The organism is Trebonia sp. (assembly GCF_049794275.1).
Classification (GTDB): Bacteria; Actinomycetota; Actinomycetes; order Streptosporangiales; family Streptosporangiaceae; genus Trebonia.
On record NZ_JBARCR010000675.1, the window covers coordinates 1 to 5,234 of the forward strand.

The 5,234-nt window shown below is 68.4% G+C and carries 8 protein-coding genes and 1 pseudogene; 7 read left to right on the plus strand and 2 right to left on the minus strand.

The window, feature by feature from the left end:
* Positions 1–244, plus strand: a pseudogene (locus WA805_RS18085) (hypothetical protein); the annotation flags it as partial.
* Between the two features lie 777 nt (positions 245–1,021).
* Here WA805_RS18085 and WA805_RS18090 read toward each other — a convergent pair.
* Positions 1,022–1,675, minus strand: coding sequence for an Asp23/Gls24 family envelope stress response protein (locus WA805_RS18090; RefSeq protein WP_422287927.1), 654 nt, complete (start codon positions 1,673–1,675; stop codon positions 1,022–1,024).
* A gap of 7 nt (positions 1,676–1,682) precedes the next feature.
* Entirely contained in the window at positions 1,683–2,246 is a 564-nt protein-coding gene (locus WA805_RS18095; RefSeq protein WP_422287929.1) for an RNA polymerase sigma factor, read from the minus strand.
* A gap of 216 nt (positions 2,247–2,462) precedes the next feature.
* On the opposite strand from WA805_RS18095, the gene WA805_RS18100 reads away from it, so the two are divergent.
* From WA805_RS18100 to amaP, 6 genes are read left to right on the plus strand one after another with little or no spacing between them, the layout of a single operon-like run.
* The gene (locus tag WA805_RS18100; protein WP_422287931.1) at positions 2,463–2,939 is read left to right on the plus strand and encodes an Asp23/Gls24 family envelope stress response protein; all 477 of its coding nucleotides are present in this window, start codon (positions 2,463–2,465) and stop codon (positions 2,937–2,939) included.
* The gene (locus WA805_RS18105; RefSeq protein WP_422325989.1) at positions 2,936–3,316 is read left to right on the plus strand and encodes a hypothetical protein; all 381 of its coding nucleotides are present in this window, start codon (positions 2,936–2,938) and stop codon (positions 3,314–3,316) included. Before WA805_RS18100 ends, WA805_RS18105 begins: the two co-directional genes overlap by 4 nt.
* Positions 3,317–3,354: 38 nt before the next feature.
* Positions 3,355–3,540, plus strand: a complete 186-nt coding sequence (locus WA805_RS18110) for a hypothetical protein (RefSeq protein WP_422287935.1) — start codon at positions 3,355–3,357, stop codon at positions 3,538–3,540.
* The gene (locus WA805_RS18115) at positions 3,537–3,959 is read left to right on the plus strand and encodes an Asp23/Gls24 family envelope stress response protein (protein WP_422287936.1); all 423 of its coding nucleotides are present in this window, start codon (positions 3,537–3,539) and stop codon (positions 3,957–3,959) included. Before WA805_RS18110 ends, WA805_RS18115 begins: the two co-directional genes overlap by 4 nt.
* A 12-nt stretch (positions 3,960–3,971) precedes the next feature.
* Complete coding sequence (locus WA805_RS18120) at positions 3,972–4,508, plus strand: DUF6286 domain-containing protein (RefSeq protein ID WP_422287938.1); 537 nt, start codon at positions 3,972–3,974, stop codon at positions 4,506–4,508.
* A complete protein-coding gene (amaP, locus tag WA805_RS18125; RefSeq protein ID WP_425242916.1) occupies positions 4,508–5,053 on the plus strand; it encodes an alkaline shock response membrane anchor protein AmaP in 546 nt (181 codons plus the stop codon). Before WA805_RS18120 ends, amaP begins: the two co-directional genes overlap by 1 nt.
* Positions 5,054–5,234 lie beyond the last annotated feature (181 nt).

Consider the following 5,234-nt stretch of genomic DNA (forward strand, 5'->3'; position numbering starts at 1 on the left):
CAACACGGCGGAGTTCTGCGATCCGCAGGTCGACGCCCAGGCCCGGCAAGCCCTGGCCAGCCAGGTCGGAGATCCCGCCACGGCCGCGGGCCAATGGGCTGCCGTCGACCACGAAATTGTGGACCAGGCCCCGTGGGTCCCCCTGTACAACCCACGGGACCTGACCGTCCTGTCCGCACGCACCGGCAACTACCAGTTCCACCCCTACTGGAACCTGCTCCTCGACCAGCTCTGGATTCGTTAGCCGGTTACGGCACGTGCGGGTGCCCGGGGTTCCCCGCGAAGGTGATGGTGTCGGCGTGCTCCGGATCGTCGTCCTCGTCAGCGGGGGTCGGGCCGGGGACCGGGCAGCGCCCTCGAGGGCGGCGACAGGAACGTAGAGGTATCGCCTGGCGGGGCACTTCGCCTGGTCAACACCTAGGGCGGTTCAGGTGGAGCCGCCTATCGGAATCGAACCGATGACCTACGCATTACGAGTGCGTCAGCTCGCACGACCTGGCGACGAGCTGGTCGCCGGTTTTGGGGCGGTTAGTCACGGGTGGCGCCCGTGGATATGGACGGCAGTCTCCCAAACGGGAGGCTGCGGCCAGCGGGCCGGGCACGAGCCGACACCGCTAGGCGGCCACGCCGACGCCGCCACCGAGTCTCAGCGAGGCTTCGCCGATGAGGGCTCGGCAGCTACCCTGAATGTACTTATTCTCGCTCGTAACCAAGACAACAGGTGATCGTCATCCTGCAGAAGAACGAAACCGGGGCCCGCGAAATCGTGCGCCGCCGCCGGGATTTCATCCAGGCGCATCATCCGGACCGGGGCGGGGATACGGATTTCTTCATCGCGGGCCTGCGCGCCATCGATTCTGGATCAGAGCAGGATCTCGGACAGCTGCCCAAGGTGGTCATCGTCGTGCGCCGGCCGTGGCTGATTCGGCGGATCGTCGTGGCAGCCCGGCGCGTCCGCTACGGCCCCAGGCCTCCCCGCGTCCGTTTAGTCGGCTCCCGCAGGCGATCCGCAACCGCTTCGTTAGCTCTCGTCGTCGTCCAGGATGTCATCCACGGTGACGTTGACCTTCACGCTCTGCAGCCCTACCTGGTCGCGCAGGGAGGTGATGACCTGCCGCTGGATATTACGAGCGACCTGGTGGGCCGGGTCGTTGTACGTGACTGCTACGGCCAGGTCCACCACCGCGGTGCGGCCCAGGACCCCGATAGCGGCGTGCGGGTGACGGTGCCCGAGGGTGGCCTTCTCGGCGCGTGCGGCGATCGTGTCCTGGGTGCTGCGGCCGAAGGCGACCCGGACCCCGGGGATCATCCGGGCGCAGTCGCGGGCCAGGGCCGCCACGATCCGGGCCGCGATCCGGATCGCACCGCTCTCGGTTATTTCCAGGGTGTACCAGATGTCACGGACGTGGGAACGGATCTGGTTCATTACCGCCGCGGCCAGGCCGGGGGGCGCGGGCACCGGGGCTGCGGCCAGCTCGGCGACCGGAGCCCACAGAGTGGTGAATTCACTGAGCGCGGCCTGACAGTGCACACATTGCTGCTGGTGGGCGTCGCGGTCGGTACCACGGCCGTCGGCGACCTGCTCGAGCAGGAGGTCGACGTCGGCGCCACAAGGAAGAGTGACGGCGGCGAGCAGCGGGCGGCCGGCCGGCCCGTCTGGCGGCGGATCGTTCACCGGGCGCTCACCTCCATTCCTCCAGCTTTCTACCCAGGACACGACGGGCGCGGAACAGGTGGCTGCGGACTGCCGGTTCGGTGCTGCCGGTCACGCTGGCTATCTCAGCGTAGGACAGTCCCTCGAAATGATGAAGGACAAGCACCGCACGCTGCGGAAACGGCAGCGCGAGCAGCGCGTCAGTGACCGCGTCAACCGCGAGGTTGCGCTCGGTCTGGGTGGCGGGCTCTGCAGCCGGGTCGGCAAGGTCGGGGAGAAGGTCCAGCGAGCTAACTGGGCGGCCGCGGCTGACTTTGTTCAGCGCACGGCGGGTGACGATCTGGTACAGCCAGGTGGGGAACGACGACCCGCCCCGGAACCGGGGCAGGTTCTCCCAGGCGGCGATCAGCGATTCCTGGGCCACGTCCTGCGCGTCGTGGTGGTTCCCGGTCAGGCGCAAAGCGACGCGGTAGGCCATGCCGGAGTACCGCTGAACCAGGAGTTCGTAGGCGTCGAAGTAGCCTTCCTGGGCGCGCGCGACGAGGTAGGCGTCTCCCACCGCGGGCTGGGTTGCCTGCGCCGCTGCTATCACTGTCCCGGACTCCTTCGCCCTTTAGCCCGGTGTCTGAGCCGTACTCGCGTACCCTGCCCGGGCCAGGGCATGCGGGTGGCGCGTACGTGAGAAAATCTCACTAAAATTCGCTAAAGGGTTGCGAGGATCTCCGCTGGGCGGTGTCTAACCAGGTATTGGCCTGTAAGACTCCCCGGCCCCCGGGGCGCCCGATGATCTTCCGAAGGAGCATGCCTCATGACCCAGCCCGTGACGTCCAAGGGCAGCCAGACCCCGGCTACCGCTAGCACGAACGCCAGCCCCGCAACCCGGGATCGGCTGGCTACCGATGACGGCCAGATCACCGTGGCCGAGAACGTGGTGCAGAAGATCGCCGGCAAGGCCTGCCGGGAAATCGCCGGGGTCCACGCGATGGGCACTGGCGGCACCCGCACGTTCGGCGCCTTCCGCGAGCGCATCCCCGGCAGCAGCGGCCCGAACGTGGCGCAGGGCGTCGGGGTGGAAGTCGGCGAGACCGAAGCCGCCATCGACCTAGACATCGTGGTCGAGTACGGCTCTAGCATCGCCGAGCTGGGCCGCAGCATCCAGCGCAACGTCAAGCAATCGGTAGAGCGGATGACCGGCCTGCACGTCGTCGAGGTCAACATCGCCGTCGATGACGTCTACCTTCCCACCGACGGTGAGCAAGACGCCGCGCCTTCGCGGGTGTCATGACCCTGCTGACTGAGAACGGCACGCCTGGGCTTGCGGTGATCGACGGCGTCGACGTCGACGCCGTGGCCGCGGCCGTTACCGGCTGCGCGGGGGTGGCCGCGCTGGACGGCGGCCCGTTCGGCGAGGTCGTCTCCTACTTGCCCGGCCGCAGGGTCACCGGCGTAGTGGTCGGCGACGGCCGGGTGACCGTGCAGGTCCGGTCCCGGTGGGGAATTCCGGCCGCGGACCTGGCCGCGAGCATCATCGTGGTGCTGGCGCCGCTGACCGGCCACCGCCCGGTCGACGTGGTGATCGCCGACATTGACGACCCCCCGGCCACGCTGCCGTTTCCCGTGCCTGCGTGCCTCGATCCCGATCCCGGGCTGCCGCCAGTCTGAGAGCCGGAGCACTGTCCTTCCCTGCAATCTGGATGTGAATGATGAACCGTACCGCGCTTGCCACCATCACCGGACTGGTCCTGGGCGTAGCCCTGGTGTTCGGCGATTTCGGCGACATGCTGATCGTGGCCCTGTTCGGCGTGATCGGCTACCTCGCCGCCAAGGTCCTCGACGGTGACATCGACGCGCAGGCGTGGCTGTCACGCGCCCGCCGCAACAGATGAGCGCCGTCACAGAAACCCGGCCCGCACCGCTGGCAGGCCGCACCGAGCTGGGAACAATTACCATCGCCGACACGGTGGTCACCAAGATCGCCGCCCAGGCGGCGGCCGAGAACCCGGACGCGGGAGCCGCGGTGGCCAGAGTCCTCGGTCGCGCCGTTCCCGGTGCGGGCAACCTCGGCGTGCGCGGCACCGACCTTTCCACGCTTCCGAAGACATCGGTCGAGGTCGACGGATCCAAGGCGTACGTGAGCTTGGAGATCGCCGTCCGCTGGCCCGCGTCCATCGCCGAGGTCACCGGGCACGTCCGCCAGCACGTCCGGGACCGGATCCGGGAACTGGCCGGGCTGGACGTCGACGAAGTCCACATCGTCGTGGCCGACCTGGCCACCGACATCACCCCGCCTCCCCGGGTCCGGTAAGGAGAACCGCAGATGCGCCTGGTCAACCGGCCGCTGGCCCTCATTCTCGCCGCCGCCCTGGTCGCGGTCAGCATCGTCATCATCGTTGAGGTCATCGGCTTCGCCGCCCACCGCAGCCCGCTGCTAGTGCACTGGAGCACCTGGTATCACTGGGGCGGCAAGACCCGTTGGGACGCCTTCGTGGTCCGGGTCTGGTCCGCCATCCTGATCGTCGTCGGCGCGCTGGTACTGATCCTGGAACTCAAGCCCCGCCGCGTCACCCGGCTGTCACTGCGGCCCGGTGATGACGCCACCGACGCGGCCGTCACCCGCCGCGGCCTGGCCGGGACGCTGCGCGCAGCCGCCACCGGAATCGACGGGATCTCCAGCGCGAAAATCAAGGTCCGCCGCCGCCGCGCCAGCGTCACGGCCGCGTCCGCTGCCCGCGGCCGGCCTGCCGCCACGGCACTGACCGAGCCGGTCACCCAGGCAGTCCGCGGACAACTGGACAGTCTGGACCTGCGCCACCCTCCGCGCCTGAAAGTGCGCGTCGTCCCGAGAGGCCGCTGATGCACGCCGATCGTACCAACCGTCTCATGCTGGCCCTGTCCGGCCTGGTTGTCCTGGCTGCGGGCGCTGCCGGGATGGCTGCCTCCACTGGAGTGTTCGGGGCGTCCTTCTCCCGGCGGACCCTATTCGACAACCAGGCCAGCAGCTACATCGGCCATCACGGCGGCTGGCTGTGGCCCGCCGTGGCAGGCGCCTGCCTGCTCCTCGCCCTGGCCTGTCTGCGGTGGATACTGACCCTGCTCGCCTCCACCGACCGGGCCGGGGACATCATCATCCCGGGTGGCACAGACCAGGGCACCACCATCGTGCAGCCCGCTGCCATCACCGATGCCCTCACCCGGGAAATCAGCACCTACCATGGCGTCGACACGGCTAAGGGCCGGGTCATCGGTGACGGCCACAACCCGGAAATCGTGCTCACCGTCACCCCGGCCCCTTCCGCTGACTTGCACGCTCTGCACCGCCGGATAGAATCCGAGGCCCTCGCCCATGCCCGGCAAGCCCTGGGCAAACCATCTCTGCCTATCCGGCTTCACCTCGTATAAGGCACCGGCGGGTCCTGACGCCTGTACGCCCATACACGGCCGCAGCCGGACTGTACGGCGCCGATGCCCGGCAGCTGTGCAACGATCTGCTTCAGGTCATGACCTAACTGGGAGCCGCCTATCGGAATCGAACCGATGACCTACGCATTACGAGTGCGTCGCTCTAACCGACTGAGCTAAG